Annotated in this window: 12 protein-coding genes; 6 read left to right on the top strand and 6 right to left on the bottom strand. The window is 71.9% G+C overall.

Features of this window, described 5'->3' with window-relative positions; all coding sequences use genetic code 11:
• Nucleotides 1-176 precede the first annotated feature (176 nt).
• The 3 genes from CP976_RS39150 to CP976_RS39140 all read left to right on the top strand — a co-directional run bounded on the left by CP976_RS39150 (nucleotide 177) and on the right by CP976_RS39140 (nucleotide 3,726).
• Nucleotides 177-1,787, top strand: coding sequence for a purine-cytosine permease family protein (locus tag CP976_RS39150; RefSeq protein WP_190147032.1), 1,611 nt, complete (start codon nucleotides 177-179; stop codon nucleotides 1,785-1,787).
• The gene (locus CP976_RS39145) at nucleotides 1,784-2,476 is read left to right on the top strand and encodes an alpha/beta fold hydrolase (protein WP_150484598.1); all 693 of its coding nucleotides are present in this window, start codon (nucleotides 1,784-1,786) and stop codon (nucleotides 2,474-2,476) included. The genes CP976_RS39150 and CP976_RS39145 overlap by 4 nt, the downstream gene beginning before the upstream one ends.
• An 80-nt stretch (nucleotides 2,477-2,556) precedes the next feature.
• Nucleotides 2,557-3,726 (top strand): lactate 2-monooxygenase, encoded by a 1,170-nt coding sequence (locus CP976_RS39140; protein ID WP_150484597.1) that lies wholly within the window; start codon nucleotides 2,557-2,559, stop codon nucleotides 3,724-3,726.
• 58 nt (nucleotides 3,727-3,784) lie between these two features.
• Here CP976_RS39140 and CP976_RS39135 read toward each other — a convergent pair whose 3' ends face one another.
• The 3 genes from CP976_RS39135 to CP976_RS39125 all read right to left on the bottom strand — a co-directional run bounded on the left by CP976_RS39135 (nucleotide 3,785) and on the right by CP976_RS39125 (nucleotide 6,355).
• Nucleotides 3,785-5,437 carry an RICIN domain-containing protein gene (locus tag CP976_RS39135; RefSeq protein WP_150484596.1) on the bottom strand — a complete coding sequence of 551 codons (1,653 nt, stop codon included), beginning with the start codon at nucleotides 5,435-5,437 and terminating at the stop codon, nucleotides 3,785-3,787.
• Between the two features lie 291 nt (nucleotides 5,438-5,728).
• Nucleotides 5,729-6,106: a toxin Doc gene (locus CP976_RS39130; protein WP_086604073.1), complete on the bottom strand. Its 378-nt coding sequence runs from the start codon at nucleotides 6,104-6,106 to the stop codon at nucleotides 5,729-5,731.
• A gap of 3 nt (nucleotides 6,107-6,109) precedes the next feature.
• Entirely contained in the window at nucleotides 6,110-6,355 is a 246-nt protein-coding gene (locus CP976_RS39125; RefSeq protein ID WP_003994883.1) for a hypothetical protein, read from the bottom strand.
• A 186-nt stretch (nucleotides 6,356-6,541) separates the two neighbouring features.
• Here CP976_RS39125 and CP976_RS39120 point away from each other — a divergent pair, with 186 nt between their 5' ends.
• Together CP976_RS39120 and qcrB are read left to right on the top strand one after the other, a co-directional pair.
• Nucleotides 6,542-7,474 carry a sigma-70 family RNA polymerase sigma factor gene (locus CP976_RS39120; RefSeq protein WP_150484595.1) on the top strand — a complete coding sequence of 311 codons (933 nt, stop codon included), beginning with the start codon at nucleotides 6,542-6,544 and terminating at the stop codon, nucleotides 7,472-7,474.
• Nucleotides 7,471-8,952 (top strand): cytochrome bc1 complex cytochrome b subunit, encoded by a 1,482-nt coding sequence (gene qcrB, locus CP976_RS39115; protein ID WP_150484594.1) that lies wholly within the window; start codon nucleotides 7,471-7,473, stop codon nucleotides 8,950-8,952. Before CP976_RS39120 ends, qcrB begins: the two co-directional genes overlap by 4 nt.
• On the opposite strand, the gene CP976_RS39110 is transcribed toward qcrB, so the two are convergent.
• The 3 genes from CP976_RS39110 to CP976_RS39100 all read right to left on the bottom strand — a co-directional run bounded on the left by CP976_RS39110 (nucleotide 8,912) and on the right by CP976_RS39100 (nucleotide 15,274).
• Complete coding sequence (locus tag CP976_RS39110) at nucleotides 8,912-9,703, bottom strand: alpha/beta fold hydrolase (RefSeq protein WP_150484593.1); 792 nt, start codon at nucleotides 9,701-9,703, stop codon at nucleotides 8,912-8,914. The genes qcrB and CP976_RS39110 overlap by 41 nt on opposite strands.
• Nucleotides 9,704-9,780: 77 nt before the next feature.
• On the bottom strand, nucleotides 9,781-12,024 hold the full coding sequence (locus CP976_RS39105) for a glycoside hydrolase family 9 protein (RefSeq protein ID WP_150484592.1): 2,244 nt from the start codon (nucleotides 12,022-12,024) through the stop codon (nucleotides 9,781-9,783).
• Between the two features lie 154 nt (nucleotides 12,025-12,178).
• A complete protein-coding gene (locus tag CP976_RS39100; protein ID WP_150484591.1) occupies nucleotides 12,179-15,274 on the bottom strand; it encodes a glycoside hydrolase family 2 TIM barrel-domain containing protein in 3,096 nt (1,031 codons plus the stop codon).
• Nucleotides 15,275-15,530: 256 nt separating this feature from the next.
• Here CP976_RS39100 and CP976_RS39095 point away from each other — a divergent pair, with 256 nt between their 5' ends.
• On the top strand, nucleotides 15,531-17,918 hold the full coding sequence (locus CP976_RS39095; protein ID WP_150484590.1) for a SpoIIE family protein phosphatase: 2,388 nt from the start codon (nucleotides 15,531-15,533) through the stop codon (nucleotides 17,916-17,918).
• Nucleotides 17,919-17,952: the final 34 nt, after the last annotated feature.

The following is a 17,952-nucleotide window of genomic DNA, read 5'->3' as shown; positions in this document are numbered from 1 at the left end:
GCGCAGAGAATGGATGAACCGTCCTCTGGTGTCGTCCGCCTGCGGCGCCCTACCGTCGGCAGCACCCCAGAGGACGGGCTCCGCACGCCGCCGCACACCCAGGCGCCGGCGAGCGGCCGTCCGCGACGCCGCCGCGCCACCCCGCGCTCCACCGCCCCGTCCCCGCTGGAGCCCTCTTGTCCTCGCCGGCCGAACATCCCCCGGGCGCCGACCTCCCCTCCCCCGCCGCGCCTCCCCCGTCCCTGACGGAGGTCGAGGCCCACGGTGTCGAGCGCATCCCCGACACCGAGCGCACCGCCACCCCGCTGGACCTGTTCCGGCTCGCCTTCGGCGGTGCCAACACCTTCTCCACCTGCGTCCTCGGCGCCTTCCCGATCCTGTTCGGCCTCTCCTTCTGGCAGGGCCTCACGGCCACGCTCCTGGGGGTCGTCGCGGGCGCGCTGATCCTGTGCCCGATGGCGCTGTTCGGCCCGGCCAACGGCACCAACAACGCCGTGTCGTCCTCGGCGCACCTGGGTGTGCACGGCCGCGTGGTCGGCTCCTTCCTGTCCTTGCTGACGGCCGTGGCCTTCTTCTCCCTCTCGGTGTGGAGCTCCGGCGACGCCCTGGTCGGCGGCGCCCACCGGCTCTTCGGCCTCGACCGGGGCGACCTGTCCTACGCCGTCGCGTACGCGCTGTTCGCGGTGCTGGTCCTCGCGGTGTGCGTCTACGGCTTCCGGTTCATGCTGTTCGTCAACAAGATCGCGGTGACCTCGGCGAGCGCGCTGTTCCTGCTCGGCGCCGTGGCGTTCGCGGGCGACTTCGACCCCTCGTACGCGGGCGCCTTCACCGACTCGGCGGACGCGGCGACGACGGCCCTGTTCTGGCCGTCGTTCATCGGGGCGGCCCTGATCGTGCTGTCGAACCCGGTGTCGTTCGGGGCGTTCCTCGGCGACTGGTCGCGCTACATCCCGGCGAGCACCCCGCGCCGGAAGGTGGTCGGGGCCGCGTTCCTGTCGCAGATCGCGACACTGCTGCCGTTCCTGTTCGGTCTGACGACCGCGAGCGTCATCGCGAGCAAGGCGCCGGAGTACGTCGATCCGGCGGCCCCCGACTTCGTGGGCGGGCTGCTCGCGATCTCGCCGGGCTGGTTCTTCCTGCCGGTGTGCCTGCTCGCGCTGATCGGCGGCATGGCGACGGGCACGACGGCGCTCTACGGGACCGGGCTCGACTTCTCGTCGGTGTTCCCGAGGCTGTCACGGGTGCAGGCGACGCTACTGGTCGGCGCGCTGTCGATCGGGTTCGTCTTCGCCGGCCGGTTCGGGCTGGACCTCGTCCGGTCCATCTCGACCTTCGCCACGGTGATCATCACCTGCACCACTCCGTGGATGGTCGTGATGATGCTGGGCTACTGGACGCGGCGCGGCTGGTACGACCCGGAGGCGCTCCAGGTCTTCAACCGCCGTCAGCGCGGCGGCCGTTACTGGTTCGCGCACGGGTGGAACTGGCGGGGCATGACCGCCTGGTGGGTCTCGGCGCTGACCGGCGTGCTCTTCACCAACCTGCCCGGGCAGTTCGTCGGGCCGCTCGGCGACCTCGCGAACGGGGTCGACATCGGTCTGCCCGTGTCGCTGGTGGTGGCGGCGGTGCTGTTCCTGACGCTGCTGCGGCTGTTCCCCGAACCCCGGGCGGTGTACGGGCCCGAGGGCGCGCGGCTGGCCCGGACCCTCGAGGTGCCGGTGCCGCCGATCACCGGGCCCGGCGCGCAGGGGGCGTTGTCGGACCCCTCGGCTACGTTGCCGGCATGACCGACTTCGTATTGGTGGCGGGGACGTGGCTCGGGGCGTGGGCGTGGGACGAGGTGGCCGCGGAGCTGCGCGGCGCCGGGCATGACGTCCATCCGCTGACGCTCTCGGGCCTCGCCGAGAAGCAGGGTGTACCGGCCGGGCAGCAGACGCACGTGCGGGACATCGTCGACGAGGTGGAGCGCCTCGGCCTGCGCGACGTCGTCCTCGTGGGGCACAGCTACGCGGGCATACCCGTCGGGCAGGCCGCCCAGCGGATCGGGGAGCGGCTGCGGCGCGTGGTGTTCGTCGACGCGAACGTGCCGGTGGACGGGGAGTCGTTCCTGTCGGGCTGGCCGAGCGACGCCGTGCGGCAGGCGATCGCCGAGCACGACGGGTTCTGGCCGCCGCTCGGCGCGCCGGAGTACGCGGGGCAGGGACTGACGGACGAGCAGATCGCCCGGATCGTCGGCGGTTCCCCGCATCCGGGTGCCACACTCACCGAACCGGCCGTGCCGGCAGGCCCCTTGGGCGACCTTCCGGCGACGTATGTGAAGTGCCTCCTCGACGGGGACGAGCCGATGCCGGCGGTGGCCGAGCTCCTCAAGAGTGACAGCTGGGAGCTCGTGGAGCTGGACACCGGCCACTGGCCGATGTTCTCGCAGCCGCACGCACTCGCTCGCCTCCTGGACGCGGCGGGGGGCCGCCCCTGATCCGCCGTCGCACACCCCTCGGTATCGTCGGCCGTCGGGCACGGTCTCGACGAGGAGACGACGAGAGGCGGTTGCGTACGGTGGGCAGACACTGGGCGGACTTCCAGTACGAGATCTACCTGAACGGGATGACGGGTGCCGTACCCCGGCTGCCCACCGATCTGACCCGGCTGGAGGAGCTGACCGAGCAGCGGCTCGGGCCCGGCCCGGTCGGCTATGTGGCGGGCAGCGCGGGCAACGGCAGCACGAGCCGCGCCAACCGGGCGGCCCTGGAGCGTCGTCGGATCGTGCCGCGCATGCTGCGGGACGTGCACGAACGGGACCTGTCGGTGGAGGTGCTGGGCCGGGCCCTGCCGGCCCCGCTGGCGCTGGCCCCGGTCGGGGTGCTGTCGATCATGCACCCGGACGCCGAGTCCGCCGCGGCCCGGGCCGCCGCCGCGCAGGGCGTGCCCTTCGTCCTGTCGTCCGCGTCGAGCACGCCCATGGAGCAGGTCTCCGAGGCGATGGGCGACGCCGAGCGGTGGTTCCAGCTGTACTGGCCCAGGGACCCCGAGGTGGCCCGCAGCTTCCTGAACCGAGCCAAGGCGGCCGGGTTCAGCGTGCTCGTGGTCACCCTGGACACGCCGCTGCTGGCGTGGCGGCCGCGCGATCTCGACCAGGCGTATCTGCCGTTCCTGCACGGCGTCGGCACGGCCAACTACTTCTCGGACCCGGCCTTCCAGGCGGGTCTGGCCAAGCCGGTGCACGAGGATCCGAACGCGGCCGTGATGCACTTCGTGGGGATGTTCGCCGACCCGGCGAAGAGCTGGCCGGACCTGGCGTTCCTGCGGGAGAACTGGGACGGCCCGATCGTCCTCAAGGGCGTGCTGCACCCGGACGACGCCCGGCAGGCCGCCGAAGCGGGCATGGACGGTGTCGTCGTCTCCAACCACGGCGGGCGCCAGGTGGCCGGGTCCGTCGCGGCGGCCGACGCGCTGCCCCGCGTGGCCCAGGCCGTGGGCGACCGGCTCACCGTCCTCTTCGACAGCGGCATCCGCACCGGCGACGACATCTTCAAGGCACTCGCCCTCGGCGCCCGCGCCGTCCTCGTCGGCCGCCCGTACGTCTACGGTCTCGGCCTGGACGGCCGGCCGGGCGTCGAGCACGTCATCCGCTGCCTGCTGGCCGAACTCGACCTCACCCTCGCCCTGTCGGGCCACGCCACGCCTGGCACGATCGGTCCGGCCGACCTCGTCGAGGAACCGGCCTGACAGGCGGGCTGCGCGACACGTGCGCCGCGCAGCCCCGCTCAGGCCCCGGGGCCTGTGCTCACGCCGTCCCCCCGCGGGGCAGGGTGACCTGCCGGGACGTCGGGCCCTCCTGCTCCTCGATCGACAGGGAGCCCGCCGTCGTCGGCACGGGCTCGGCCTGCCAGCGCTGCTCGTCGGAGCGGTCGCGGACCTTGACGACGACGTCGGCGCCGGGGTCGTCGTTGGTGGAGGCGAGGGCGAGCTGTTCGTCCCAGCGGGGCAGCAACTCCCCTTGCACGGTGAGGTCGTAGCGCACGTCCTCGCCCCGCTCGGCGTCCTCCTCGGCGCAGGTGCCGAGGACGACGACGCCGGCGTCCTTGTGCGAGTCCAGGCACAGGCCGGGATCGGCGACGCTGCGCAGCAGCCCGTCGGTCTCCAACGTCCACTGCTGGGTCCACGCCGTCGAGCACTCCGCCAGCTTCGTCCCCGAGCCCTCCTTCGGCAGGTCCCGGACGTCGAGGCACAGGCCGGCGCCGGCGTTGCGCAGCCGCGTCACGCCCGGTGCCCCCGTGGGAAGCCTGGCCGTGTCGGGCGGCGTCACGGACTCGGCGCCGGTGCCGCCGGCGGCGCTGCTGGAGCCGGCCGGGTCGGCCTGGCCGCCGTCGTAGGACGACACGTTGATGATGAGCACGGTCGCCAGCACCCCGGCCGACACCGCGCCGACGCCCGAGAGCAGCGCCCGTGAGGAGCGCATCGCGTCCGGGATGCGCGCGCCCGGGACCCGGCGGACCTGCATGGGGATCCGGGACAGCAGGCGGTGGCGTCCGCCCTCGGGCCGCCCGTCGCCCCGTCCTCCGCCGCGCCGGCCCGTACGCTTGCCCCGCGTGCCGTGCGAGGACCGGCCCGGGCGCGAGTCGAGGTAGCGGCGGGCTCCCCAGCCGAGTACCGCTTCGGCGATCAGCGGGCCCAGCCCGCCCTCGAAATGGCTCAGTTGTTCGGCCGCGTTCCGGCAGTAGCGGCACTGCGCCAGATGTTCCTGGACGTCGGGCAGCAGTGCGCCGCCCCGGCGGATCGGGACGTCGAGGAGGCGGTTGTAGAAGCGGCAATCCTGGGTCGGCGCGAGTTCGCTATGGGCATGTACACAACCCTCACGGAATGCGGCACGCGCTTGTTCGAGTGCGGCCGACGCGATGTCGGTATCCATGCCCAGGAGGCCGGCCGGGACGCTTAAAGGATCGGCCTCGACCTCGACGTGCCAGAGCAAACAGCGTGCGGCTGCGGGAAGTGCCTGAAATGCCCGCTCCGCGAGGGCGCGATTTTCGGGCGTCATGGACGTCGCCGCGCGCAGCCCGCGCCCTCCGGCCGGTTTCTGCAAGGCCGGCAGTACGGCGGATATTCGATCGTCGCCGGACCACTCCCGGACCGTGTCGCGCACGGTCGCCAGAAGCGCCGGGCGCAGCGCGACGGCCGACTCACCGAAGGCGAGGCGGTTGAGGGTCCGGTGGAAGGCGGTCCCCGTGACCATCTCGGCGACCTGCGCCGACGAGGCGAGACAGATGACCGCGTACTGGTGCACCGGCTGCCAGTGCCGCGCCATCAGCAGCGCGACGGAATGGGCGGCGACCCCGCCCTCCGGGCTGCCTCTCAGGGGGGCGGCGAGAGATTCATCGGATTCCCCGGCATCCCCGCCGGGCGGGGGATACGGAGGACGAGGGGGGTGGGGGGTGGGCACTGAGATGGTTCCTTCCCACGCGCATGTGACACACAGAAGTCCTGCCGCCGAAAAAGGAGCCCGGTGGGTGCGTACCTCTTTTGGCGCGGCGCGGGAGGTGCGAATTCACCGACGGCGAATCGGACCCGGTCTGCAAAACGCGTGCGACACTCGGCCATTCCCCCCGCACGTCTGTTTCACTCTTGCACAACCCCCACACGGCCAACAAGGCGCCCGTGCAACATCAAGCCCATTGACAGAAAGTCAGAGACGGGAACACATGCGCGCCGGTCGCACCGGTTTTCGACCTTTTCAGATCTGCCAGGACCGCAGCCGGTCGGCCGCGCCGTAGACGTCGGTGGTGCCGGACATCAGGTCGCGGGCGAGGTCGACGAGGGCACCGTAGGGCGGGTCGATGCCGACGCCGCTGACGAACATGTAGGCCACGGCCGTCGCGCACGCGAAGCGGGCGTTGGCCGAGGGCAGCGGGCGGAGCACGGTGATGGTGTGCAGCAGCGCGGCGGCCCGCCAGGCCGCGTCGGAGTTCACCCCGAGGCGCGGCGGGTCGACACGGTGCCGGGCGACGGCGGCGACCAGCGCGGAGAAGTCGTTGACGGTGGGCTGGTCCGGCAGGACCTCTTCGTGGCGCTGAAGCAGCCAGGGCACGTCGATATGGATGACGGGTGCCATCGGTCAGGCGGCCCGCCCTTCGCCCTTGCTGGGCGGTTCGTCGTCAGGGAAGGCCGCGGCGAACTCGTCGGCGTGGGTCGCGAAGAACCTGCGGAAGGCCTCCGCGCCCTCCTGGAGGGCCCGGTGGCGGGCTATGTCGGCCGCGGCCGCCTCGCGCACGAGTGCCTTCATGGACGTACCGCGCTCCTTGGCGATCTGCCGCAGGTCCTCAAGTTCGCGGTCGCTGAACTCCACGTTGAGAGCTGGCATGTCCTCACGGTACCGCTCGGGTACTGACTCGTAAATACCAGCAGGTCAGAGGGCAGACTTCGCGGTACCGGAGGCGGCGCGCCCGGGTCATCCGCTGAGATCTGCATCACATCACACCTCCCGATGTCACATTCCGGGCTCCCCGGCGGCTCGCAGTAGTGACCGCGTCTTCTGGGAGGACCACGCATGACCGAGATCCCCGTCCCCGGCACCGCAGCCCCGCTCGACGAGGCGACCGGGGTGTTCGTGGACCATCGCGAGCTGCTGTTCGGCGTCGTCTACAACATGCTCGGCAGCGTCGCCGACACCGAGGACGTCCTCCAGGAGACATGGCTGTCCTGGACGGCCCGCGGCGGGGGCGCTCCCCTGGCCGGCGTCGACAATCCCCGGGCCTATCTGGTCCGGGTGGCGGTCAACCACGCGCTGCGGCGCCGGGCCGTGATCAGCCGCAGGCAGGAGACGTACGTGGGCGCCTGGCTGCCCGAGCCGCTGGTCGCCGACGAGGGCGCCGACACCGCCGACGGCCCGGCCCTGCGCTCGGAGTCGGTGTCGCTGGCGATGCTGGTGGTCCTGGAGTCGCTGACCCCGCTGGAACGGGCCGTGTTCGTCCTGGGCGAGGTGTTCGGCTACCCGCACGCCGAGATAGCCGGGATCATCGACCGCTCCCCCGCCGCCGTACGGCAGTTGGCGCACCGGGCCCGCGAGCACGTGAACGCGCGGCGGCCGCGGTACGAGGCGCATCCGCGGGTGCGGCGGGAGGCGACCGAGCGGTTCGTGCGGGCGGCGCTCGGCGGTGACATCGCCGAGCTGATGGAGGTCCTCGCGCCGGACGTCACGGCGTGGACGGACGCCGGTGGCAAGCGCAAGCCGGCGAGCCTGCGCCCGGTGCACGGCCGGGACAAGGTGGCCCGCCTGCTCACGTCCGGACGGGGCGGCCCGAGCAACCCGGTGTTCCGCTACCGGCGGGTCAACGGCGACGACGCGGCGGTGCTGTTCGACGGCGACGCGCCGTTCGCCGTCCTGGTGCTGGACCTCACCCCGGAGGGCGACCGGGTGCGGGGCATCTACGTCGTGGCCAACCCGGACAAGCTCGCCCACCTGCCCAGGGAGGCGGTGTGAGCGCCGGACGGGGCGAGCGTCTCGCCGACTGGTTCGACGGCCGGCTCGGCACCCACACGCTCGGCCGGAAGTACCTGCGCAAGGTGTTCCCCGACCACTGGTCCTTCCTGCTCGGCGAGATCTGCCTGTACAGCTTCGTGGTGCTGGTCCTCACCGGTGTGTATCTGACGCTGTTCTTCCATCCGTCGATGAACGAGGTGACGTACCAGGGGAGTTACACACCGCTGAACGGCGTGCGGATGTCCGAGGCCTACGCCTCGACGCTGGACATCAGCTTCGACGTGCGCGGCGGGCTGCTGATCCGGCAGCTCCACCACTGGGCGGCGCTGGTCTTCGTCGCCGGGATGCTGACGCACATGATGCGGCACTTCTTCACCGGCTCGTTCCGCAAACCGCGGGAGGTCAACTGGCTGTTCGGCTGGCTGCTGCTCTTCCTCGGCCTGTTCGAGGGCCTGTTCGGCTACTCGCTGCCGGACGACCTGCTGTCGGGCACGGGCCTGAGGTTCGTGCACGGCGCGCTGCTGTCGGTGCCGATCGTGGGGACGTACCTGGCAATGTTCCTGTTCGGCGGCGAGTTCCCGGGCCATGACATCGTGGCGCGCTTCTACTCGCTGCACGTCCTGCTGATCCCCGGGATCATGGCGGCGCTGATCGTGGCCCACCTGCTGCTGGTCGTGTACCACAAGCACACCCAGTTCGCGGGCCCCGGGCGCACCGAACGCAATGTCGTGGGCGCGCCCTTCATGCCGGTGTACCTCGCGAAGGCGGGCGGCTTCTTCTTCCTGGTGTTCGGGGTGCTCGCGCTGATGGCGGCGGTGGCGACGATCAACCCGGTGTGGTCGTACGGCCCCTACCGCGCCGACCAGGTGTCCACGGGCGCCCAGCCCGACTGGTACCTCGGCTTCGCCGAGGGGCTGGTGCGGATCATGCCCGGCTGGGAGATCACTCTGGGGGGCCACACGCTGGTGCTGGGCGTGTTCATCCCGATCGTGGTGTTCCCGCTGCTGCTGCTCTTCATCGGGGTGTACCCGTTCCTGGAGGCCAGGTTCACCGGCGACGGGCACGAGCACCATCTGCTGGACCGGCCCCGCAACCGCCCGGTCCGCACGGCGATCGGGGCGGCCTGGATCAGCCTCTACCTGGTGCTGCTGGCGGGTGGCGGGAACGACATCGTGGCGACCCGCTTCCATCTGTCGATCAACACGGTGACCTGGGCGGTGCGGATCGCGATGTTCGTCGTCCCGGCGGTCGTCTTCTTCATCACCCGGCGGATCTGCCTGGGGCTCCAGTCGCGCGACCGGGAGCTGGTGCTGCACGGCCGGGAGACCGGCGTGATCAAGCGGCTGCCGCACGGCGAGTACGTCGAGGTGCATGAGCCGCTCGACCAGGCCCGGCTGCACACCCTGACCGCCCATGAGCGGCCCGGGGAACTCGTGGTCAGGAGCGGGCGCGACAGAACTCCCGGACGGTCCGGTTGAACGGCTCCGGGGCCTCGATGTTGCTGAGGTGCCCGGTGCCGGGCAGCACGACCAGGGTGGCCTCGGGGATCGCCTCCAGGAGGGGACGGGCGACGAGGTCCACCGGCGAGCGTGTGTCCAGCTCGCCCCACAGCAGCAGGGTCGGCACCGTGATCTTGGGCAGCAGGTCGCGCAGGTCGGCCCCGGCCATGATGGTGAGCTCCGTCCGCATGCTCCGGGGCCGGGTGTCGGCGGACATCACGGACAGCAGGCGGACGGCTTCGGCCGGTGGCCGCCCGGCGAACAGGCCGGGCACGGTCGGTGCGAACTCCTCGGCCGGGACCGCGAGCATCCGCTCCGCCCCCTCGACCCGCGACCGCACCTCCGCCGGAGGCAGCGAGCCCTTCCAGCCGGCGTAGGTGTCCACCAGGAGCAGCGTCCGGACGAGCTCGGCGTGGTGGCGGTAGAGCTCCAGCACCACGGTCCCGCCCCAGGACAGGCCGAGCACGTGCGCCGGACCGAGGTCCACGTCCTCGATGACGGCCGCCAGACAGCGGGCGTAGTCCGCCAGGACGAAGGAGGGCGGTACGTCGGAGGAGCGGCCGGCCCCGGGCTCGTCCCAGGCGACCACGGTGAACTCGTCAGCCAGGTCCGCGATCTGCGGGCGCCACAGGCGGGCGTCGGTCGTGGCGCCGTGCGCGAGCACCAGGGGCGGGCCCTGGCCCACCCGGTCGTAGGCGACCTCGATGCCGGCTACCCGCACCGCGTGCATGACACCAGGCTACGCGCGGGTGCCGGAGGCGTCCTGTCGGCGGACTCCCCCGGCACCCGGCGCGCTCGGGTCGCCTCCTACCCCTGGTCCGCCACGAAGGCGGCCATGCGGGTCAGGGCGGCGTTCCAGTTGATCGTGTGCTCGTTGGTCGACCAGGACTGGATGTCGTCGATGTAGCAGAACTGGCCGACGCAGCCCTGGAGTTTGCTCTGTGCGTAGGGGTCCTGGATGCTCGAGTTCGGTCCGCCCGCCAGGGTGCCCTTCGGCGGGTTCGGCTGGTTCGGGTCGAGCTGGCGGGCGTACCAGCGGCTGTGCTGGTTCTGGGCGCTGACCTCGCCGTAGCCGGTGACGTAGGAGATGTTCAGGGCGTTGCGGCCCAGGATGTAGTCCATGCTCTGGAGCGCGCCGTCCCGGTACTTCGAGGCGCCGGTGATGTCGTACGCGGTGGCGAGGACGACGGCGTTGTTGAGGATCTGGTGGCTGGAGCCCCAGTCGTACTTGTTGCCGTCGGGGGCGTACGGCATGCCGTAGGGGTGTGCCTTCAGGGTGGCCAGGTAGCGGTCGGCGCCCTTGACGACGGACTGGCGGACCTTGTCCCGGCCAGGCAGCCTGTTCGGCACCGTGGCGAGGTCGAGCCGTCCCGCCGCGCCCGTGCGGGCCCAGTCGAAGCCGATGGGGGCGAAGATGTCGGCCGTGTGGACCGGCGACTTCAGGACGTAGTCCTGGAACCGCTTCTCACCTGTGGTGAGGTACAGCTCGGCCGCCGCCCAGTAGAAGTCGTCGGTGACGTCGCTGTCGGCGTAGGCGCCGCCGCCTATGCCGTCGCTCTCGGAGGCGTAGCGGTCGGGGTGGGCGAGCGCCGCCGACCAGGCCTTGCGGGCGGCCGCCAGGGCCCTGTCGGCGAACGCCTTGTCGTAGGGCCGGTAGAGGCGGGCCGCCTGTGCGGCCGTGGCCGCGAGGTTCAGGGTGGCCGCGGTGGACGGCGGGTGCAGTTCGCGCTTCTGCGGGTCGTCACTGGGCAGCAGCGGCAGTCCGGTCCACTGCTCGTCGTGCATCTTGTGGTGGGCCATGCCGGCCAGCGGCTTGCCGTCGGGCACCTGCATCCTGAGCAGGAACTCCAGTTCCCAGCGGGCCTCGTCGAGGATGTCGGGGACCTTGTTGCCGCTCTCGGGGATGGCGAGCGTGCCGTCGCCGAGCTTGCCGGCGTCGCCAGTGCGGGCGTGCAGCGCGCGTTCGTGGGTGCTCAGCACCTCCCAGGTGGAGATGCCGCCGTTGACGACGTACTTGCCGTGGTCGCCGGCGTCGTACCAGCCGCCGCTGACGTCCAGGGTGTAGTCGCAGACGCCGGGCTGGCACGGGACGTCGGTGTCGCCCTTGTTGGGGGCCACGCCCACGTGACCGGCCGGGCGGCCGTAGCCGGGCCGCAGGTCGTCGCGTATCGCGATGCCGCTGCGCTGGGTGTAGTAGTACTTCGCCGAGTCCAGCCGGAGCCGCTCGTAGGCGCTGGCGTCGATGTCGAAGGGGCGGCTGGTCTCGCCGTCGGCGACGAGTGTGAGGCCCGTGCCCTTCTTGCGGTACGCGCCGAAGTCGATCGAGTGGACGTTCTGCCCGGAGGAGGCGTCGACGCCGCGCGGCACGGTCGTGCCCCGGGCGACCGTCTTCCCGCCGGAGGTCCTCAGCTCCCAGGGCAGTTTCGCCGTGGCGTCGGTGACCAGGGTGGCGTTCTTCGGCCCGGCGGGCAGATAGGCGACCTGGTTGACGCGGACCCGGGGCCCGGTGTCGGGCTCGTACGGCTCCGGCGTCACCCCGCCGAGCAGGGAGACGTCGTCCATGCAGAAGCGCCAGGGATCCGCGCTGCCGCCGAGCTGGAAGCCGACCTGGCCCTGGGTGGTGTCGGCGGGTGCGGTGAAGGTGTAGGAGTAGGTGTCGCCGGAGACGCTGAGCTGCGGTGTCACCTCGTGGTAGGTGTCGTACGGCGACACCGACAGGCCGACGATGGCCCGCACGACGTGCCCGGCGGGCGTGCCGGTCGCGCTGAACGACAAGCGGTAGGACTCCCCCTTCACGAGGGTGATGTCGTTCTGCCCGACGGCGGCGTCCCAGCGGTTGGCCGTGCCGCCGGGGACGTCGGCGCAGAGCCGGCCGTCGGACAGACCCGCGGTGACGTTGCTGGTCGCCCACCACGGGTCCATGGTCGTGTCGAAGGTGCCGTTCCTGACCTGCTCGACCTCCTCGGCCCCGGCCGGTGCGGAGGGCAGCGCGGTGAGCGCGGTGGCCAGCAGGGCCGTCAGGGACAACAGGGCGGTTCTGCGTCGTTTCACGTCCGGGCTCCTCTGGAGAGGTGCGGGTGGCGCTCGGCGTGGGAGCGCTCCCAGATGTGGATGCCCGCCATGGTTGTGGCTGATGTGACGCCCCGTCAACGGTCCGGACAGGACTGGCTGTTCGCCGCTCGTCCGGACCGTCGTACCCGAGGGGTCAGGCAGCCGGGGTCTCCAGCCTGCTGATGCGGAGGGCGCCCCGGGCCTCGTCGGGGTGGCGGCTCGTCATCGTGAGCCGGATCCGGGAACCGCGGACGGCCTTGAACGTGATCACCGTCGGGGTGTCGGAGGCGGTGGCCCAGTCGATCGCCGTGTCCTCCACGGCCCGCCACGCGCGCCCGTCCCACACCGCCACCTCGACGGCCGCGGGCAGGCTGTGCGTGGCGTCCACGGTGAAGGAGACGTCCACCCGGTCGAAGCCGCGGGTGCGTCCGTGGTCGACCGTGACCCAGTCCTCGGCGCGCGCGCCGTCGAAGGCCGGCAGCAGGGCCGTGGCCTGCTTGTGGAAGCCGTTGGACCAGCCGGTGGCCGGGTCGCCGTCGAGCATGGCGGCGGGCAGGGTGTCCGGGCGGCCGGAGTAACTGGCGTCCGCGTGGGGGTAGTCGACGGGCGCGGGGTGCTCAGGCCGGAAGGCGGGCGGGGCGGTCTCGGTCCGGTTCGCCGCCCTGGTGGCGCGTACGGTCGCCGTGCCGGTGCGCAGGCCGCCGGCGCGGGCGGTCACCTTCACCGTGCCCGTCTTCGTGCCGGAGCGGACGATGGCGAGGGCCTTGCCGTGGAAGGCGGTGCGGGTGCTCGCCTGGTAGCGCTCGGCGCTCTCCTGGCGGCCGTTGTCGAGCCCGGCGAGCGAACCGCCCGCCACCTCGAAGGAGAGCAGGTGCTCCGCGTCGGGCACCACCACACCGCGCCGGTCGACCACCTCGGCGGTCACGAAGACCAGCGAACGCCCGTCGGCGGCCAGGGACGTGCGGTCCGGCGTCAGGCGTATCGCGTGCGGGGCGCCGGCGGTGCGCAGCACGTCGGTGGCGACCACCTTGCCGTCCCGCCGCGCGACGGCCTTCAGCTCGCCCGGCCGGTAGGGCACCTTCCAGGTCAGGTGGAGCTTGCCGGCGCTGCCGTTCGGGCTGGTGTAGCTGCCGGGGTAGGGGCCGTCGGTGAAGGTCTTGTCGTCGCCGGTCGCCTCGGTCGTCTCCAGGTACGTGCGGCCGTCGACGGTCTTCTTGGTGTCGAACCGCCGTACGCCCAGGGACTTTCCGTTGAGGAACAGCTCCACGGTCTCGACGTTCGAGTACGCCCAGACCTCGACCGTGTCGCCCTCGGCGTGGTTCCAGGTCATCGGCAGCAGATGGACCATCGGCTTGTCGGTCCACTGGCTCTGGAACAGGTAGTACATGTCCTTGGGGAAGCCCGCGGTGTCGACCGCGCCGAAGAAGGACGCCTTGACCGGGAAGACGTCGTACGGCGTGGGCTCGCCGATGTAGTCGATGCCCGACCACAGGAACTGCCCGGTGAACCACTTGCGGTCCCGGTCCTTCTTGTGGCCGTACTCGCCGCTCATGGTCCAGGAGGCGAGGTTGTTGTCGTACGAGGAGGTCCCGCGCCTTCCGGGCGTGTAATTCTCGCCTGTGTTGAGGTGTTCGGGCTCCTGGTACTCGCCCCGGGTCGAGGTCTCCGAGGAGGACTCGGACTCGAAGAGGAAGAGGTGCGGGTAGGCCGCGTGCAACTGGTCCACCGACTTGGCGGTGTTGTAGTTGAGGCCGAGGCCGTCCAGCTTGGCCAGCATCAGGTCCGCCGCGGAGCCCTTGGCGGGGAGGCGGCGGTACTTGTCGGAGCCGATGACCAGCGGGCGGGTGTCGTCGGCGGCCCTGATCGCGGCGATGATCCGGTCGGCCATGGCGAGACCGGCGGTGGAGGTGGAGTCGGGGACCTCGTTGCCGATGGACCACATCAGGACGGCGGGCGAGTTGCGGGCCGCCAGCACCATCTCGGTGGCGTCCTTCTCGCACCACTCGTCGAAGAACCGCCCGTAGTCGTACCGGTTCTTCCCGGTGCGCCAGCAGTCGAACGCCTCCACCAGCATGACCACGCCCAGCTCCTCGCAGACCTGGATCACCTCGGGCGCGGGCGGGTTGTGGGAGGTGCGCAGGGCGTTGACGCCCATGGACCGCATGATCTCCATCTGGCGGCGGACGGCGTCGATGCTGACCGCGGCGCCGAGCGCGCCCAGGTCGTGGTGGAGGTCGACGCCCTTGAGCTTGTGGTGGGTGCCGTTGAGGAAGAAGCCCTCCTCCGGGTCGAAGCGGAAGGTGCGGAAGCCGAAGGGCGTGCGGCAGGTGTCGGTGATCCTGCCGCCGACGCGCAGTTCGGTGTGCAGGGTGTAGCGGTGCGGGGCCGCGATGTCCCACAGCTCGGGACGCCGGACCGTCAGTTCGTGGGTCTCGGTCCGCTCGCCGGTGACGGCGGCCGTGGAGGAGGTACGGGCGACCGTCCGGCCCTTCTGATCGACGATCCGGGAGACGACCTCGACGTCGGCGCCCGCGCCCGACGCGTCGACGACCGAGGTGTCGATCCGTACGAGGGCCCGTTCGGCGGAGATCTCGGGGGTGGTGACGCGGGTGCCCCAGCGGGCCACGTGCACCGGCTCGGTGATCACCAGGCGGGCCTCGCGGTAGATGCCGCTGCCCGAGTACCAGCGGCTGCTGGGGAGCCGGTTCTGGACCTTGACCGCGAGCACGTTCTCGGTGGTGCCGTCGGTGTGCACCAGGTCGGTGAGGTCGAGCGCGAAGCCGGTGTAGCCGTAGGGGTGGCGGCCGGCCTCCTCGCCGTTGCAGTAGACGGAGGAGTCCATGTAGACGCCGTCGAACTCCACCGAGATCCGCTTGCCGGCGAGGGCGGGCGGCAGCGTGAAGGCGAGGCGGTACCAGCCGAGGCCGCCGGGGAGGAAGCCGGTGCCGCTGGTGGTGCCGTGCTCGGTCGTGGGGCTCTGCTCGATGCTCCAGTCGTGCGGGACGGCGACCTCGCGCCAGCCGGAGTCGTCGTGCCCGGGAAGGTGGGCGTCGGTGTAGGCGCCGGTCGGGTCGGTGATCCCGCCCGGGTTGACCAGCGCGAAGCGCCAGCCGTCGCGCAGGGCGACGGTGCGGCGGCCGGACGCGCCGCGCACCTCCTCGGCGGCCCACGCCTCCGGGGCGCCCAGCAGTGTTCCGGCCGCGGGCGCGGCGGCGGAGGCGAGCAGGACCGATCTGCGCGTGACCGACATGGCGGCTCTCCCTCATTAGGGACCAGAAGTACTCACAACTCATCGCGAACAAACAGATTCTGTCGAGGTGTCACACAGGGCCGTCAAGAGTGCGGGAGCGCCGTTCTGCCCCAGAGGTCACATCGGCCGGAAATGCGCCTTGACCGCTGCTACCGGGCGGCCCGGGGGTTACCGGTCCACGTCGGGCACCCACGGACTAGTCTGGAACTCAAGCGACCTCTCTGATCACTGTGAGTGTCCGTATGGAGTGCCGACGATGAGTCCGGACGAGCCGTTCGACGATGGCGTGGCCGCCCGTGCCGTCATCGCCGCCGACGGCACGCTCACCGAGTGGAGCGAGGGCGCACACCGTCTGCTGGGCCACCCGGCCGCCGAGGTCCTGGGCCGTCCGGCCATCGAGCTGCTGGCCGACGGAGCGGAACCGCCGCCCGTGCCGGAGGACGCCCGCTGGAGCGGGACGGTCACACTGCGTCACCGCGACGGGCACGCGGTCTCCGCGTGGGTGGTCGCCCACCGCAGACCGCCCGACGGCCCGGAGACGGCCGAGTGGCTCGCCGTGTCCCCGCCGGAGGCCCTCGTCCGGGAGCTGCCGGACGACCCGCTGGTGCGGGCGGCCCTCACGCAGTCGCCCTGCGCCACCATGATCTTCGACGAGCGGCTGCGGCTGCGCGGCGTCAACGACGCCATGGCGGCCCTGGTCGGCCTGCCGGCCGACCGGCTGCGCGGCCTGCGGCCCACCGACATCGGCAGCCGGCCGCAGAACGCGGAGCTCGAGGAGTATCTGCGCCGTGTGCTGAGCACGGGCCGGCGGCAGGACATGCAGACGTACATGAAGGCCAGCGGCGAGAGCCGGGCCGCGCACGCCTGGCTGGCCCGGCTCGCCCCGCTGACCGACGACTCGGGGCGGGTGCGGGGCGTGTGCGTGACCGCCCACGACTTCAGCGACCAGTACCGGTCACGGGAGCGGCTCCAACTGGTCAACGAGGCGAGCGTGCGCATCGGCACCACACTCGACGTCACCCGCACGGCCCAGGAGCTGGCGGACGTGTGCGTCCCGGCGCTCGCCGACTTCGTCAGCGTCGACCTGCTCGACGTCCGGGAGCACGGCGGCGAGTCCGCCGGCCCGCCGACCCCGCCGGTGAGCCTGCGCCGCGCCGCCCACCAGTCGGTCAACCCGGGCAGCCCCGAGGCCGTGGCCAAGCCGGGTCAGGTGGACGTCTATCCGGAGGGCTCCCCGCAGGCCGCCTCGCTCATCGCGGGTCACGTCGTCGTGGCCTCCGGAGCGGACGGCGGCGACCTCGAGAAGTGGCTGGCCTGGGACCCGGTCCGGTTCCGGCGGGTCCGCGAGTACGGCATCCACTCCACGATGTCCGTGCCGCTCCAGGCCAGGGGCACGACCCTCGGGGTCGCGGTCTTCACCCGCTTCCGGCGCCCCGAGCCCTTCACCGCCGACGACGTGCTGCTGGCCGAGGAGGTCACGGCCCGGGCCGCCGTCTGCATCGACAACGCCCGCCGCTACTCCCGCGAACGCGAGACGACGCTCACCCTGCAACGCAGCCTGCTGCCCCGCACACTGCCGCGCACCGCGGCGGTGGAGGCGGCCTCCCGCTACCTTCCCGCCACCCGCTCCGGCGTGGGCGGCGACTGGTTCGACGTGATCTCGCTGTCCGGGATGCGCGTCGCGATGGTCGTCGGCGACGTCGTCGGCCACGGCATCCAGGCCTCGGCCACCATGGGCCGGCTGCGCACCGCCGTCCGCACCCTCGCCGACATCGACCTGGCCCCCGACGAGCTGCTCACCCACCTCGACGACCTGGTCGTGCGGCTGTCCCAGGAGTCCGGCGGCGACGCCGGTACCGGGGAGGTGGGCGCGACCTGCCTCTACGCGGTCTACGACCCCGTGTCGCGACGCTGCACCCTGGCCCGGGCCGGGCACCCACTGCCCCTCGTGGTCCCGCCGGACGGCCCGGCCCGGCAGCTCGACCTTCCCTCGGGCCCCCCGCTGGGGGTCGGAGGGCTGCCGTTCGAGTCCGCCGAGGTGGAGCTGCGCGAGGGCAGCGTCCTGGCGTTCCACACGGACGGGCTGCTCGCGAGCCGCGACCGGGACGTCGACGCGAGCCACCGGATGCTCCGCGAGGCACTGTCGGCCCCCTCCGACTCCCTGGACGAGACCTGCGACCGCGTCCTGCACGCCCTGCTCCCGCCGGGCGGCTCCGCCGACGACGTGGCCCTGCTGCTGGCCCGCACCCGCGGTCTGCCGTCCTCCCAGGTGGCGACGTGGGACATCCCCGCCGATCCGGCGCTGGTGGCGCCCATCCGCAAGCAGGTCGTCGACCAGCTCGACCGCTGGGGACTGATCGAGGCCACGTTCACCGCGGAGCTGGTGGTGAGCGAGCTGGTCACCAACGCCATCCGCTACGGCGCCCCGCCCATCCGGCTGCGGCTGATCCACGACGCGTCCACGCTGATCTGCGAGGTGTCGGACACCAACCACACGGCTCCGCACCTGCGCCGTGCCAAGACCTGGGACGAGGGGGGCCGCGGTCTGCTCCTGGTCGCCCAGCTCACCCAGCGCTGGGGCAGCAGGCACACCACCGAGGGCAAGACGATCTGGGCCGAACTGGAACTGCTCGACGGGATGTAAGGAGCTCTCTTACCAACCCTTGGTTTCATGGGCG

Origin of the sequence: Streptomyces coeruleorubidus (assembly GCF_008705135.1) — a bacterium.
GTDB classification, from domain to species: Bacteria; Actinomycetota; Actinomycetes; order Streptomycetales; family Streptomycetaceae; genus Streptomyces; species Streptomyces coeruleofuscus.
This window is presented reverse-complemented; position numbering and strand designations above follow the sequence as displayed.

Coding starts and splice junctions, on each gene's coding strand:
- CP976_RS39145 (WP_150484598.1), top strand. CDS start 1,784: ATGACCGACTTCGTATTGGTGGCGGGGACGTGGCTCGGGGCGTGGGCG.
- CP976_RS39130 (WP_086604073.1), bottom strand. CDS start 6,106: ATGGCACCCGTCATCCATATCGACGTGCCCTGGCTGCTTCAGCGCCAC.
- CP976_RS39125 (WP_003994883.1), bottom strand. CDS start 6,355: ATGCCAGCTCTCAACGTGGAGTTCAGCGACCGCGAACTTGAGGACCTG.
- CP976_RS39120 (WP_150484595.1), top strand. CDS start 6,542: ATGACCGAGATCCCCGTCCCCGGCACCGCAGCCCCGCTCGACGAGGCG.
- CP976_RS39110 (WP_150484593.1), bottom strand. CDS start 9,703: ATGCACGCGGTGCGGGTAGCCGGCATCGAGGTCGCCTACGACCGGGTG.
- CP976_RS39100 (WP_150484591.1), bottom strand. CDS start 15,274: ATGTCGGTCACGCGCAGATCGGTCCTGCTCGCCTCCGCCGCCGCGCCC.
- CP976_RS39095 (WP_150484590.1), top strand. CDS start 15,531: ATGAGTCCGGACGAGCCGTTCGACGATGGCGTGGCCGCCCGTGCCGTC.